The organism is Pseudoalteromonas sp. GW168-MNA-CIBAN-0100 (genome assembly GCF_040309225.1).
GTDB lineage: Bacteria > Pseudomonadota > Gammaproteobacteria > Enterobacterales > Alteromonadaceae > Pseudoalteromonas > Pseudoalteromonas arctica.
Genome location: NZ_JBEOOL010000701.1, coordinates 1 through 262, shown reverse-complemented (window position 1 = coordinate 262; position 262 = coordinate 1). Strand labels below are relative to the sequence as shown.

Annotated in this window: 1 protein-coding gene; it reads left to right on the top strand. The window is 45.0% G+C overall.

Annotation, left to right across the window (positions count from 1 at the left end; all coding sequences use genetic code 11):
* A partial coding sequence (locus tag AAEY62_RS23080; protein WP_502935563.1) for a tRNA nucleotidyltransferase/poly(A) polymerase-related protein occupies window positions 1-262 on the top strand: 262 nt, incomplete at both ends.

The following is a 262-nucleotide window of genomic DNA, read 5'->3' as shown; positions in this document are numbered from 1 at the left end:
CACGGTATCACTCACTTAACGATTTTTGTATTTACGATTACGCCAATGGTTTAGCCGCAATAAAAGCTAAACAAATTGAGCTAATTGGCGATCCAGAAACGCGTTACCGTGAAGATCCGGTGCGCATGCTACGTGCGGTACGCTTTGCCACTAAGCTAGATATGAAAATTGCACCAAACAGCGAAAAGCCGATGACTGCTTTAGCAAGGTTGCTAGATAACATACCACCAGCGCGTTTGTGTGGAGACATACTCACACTGTG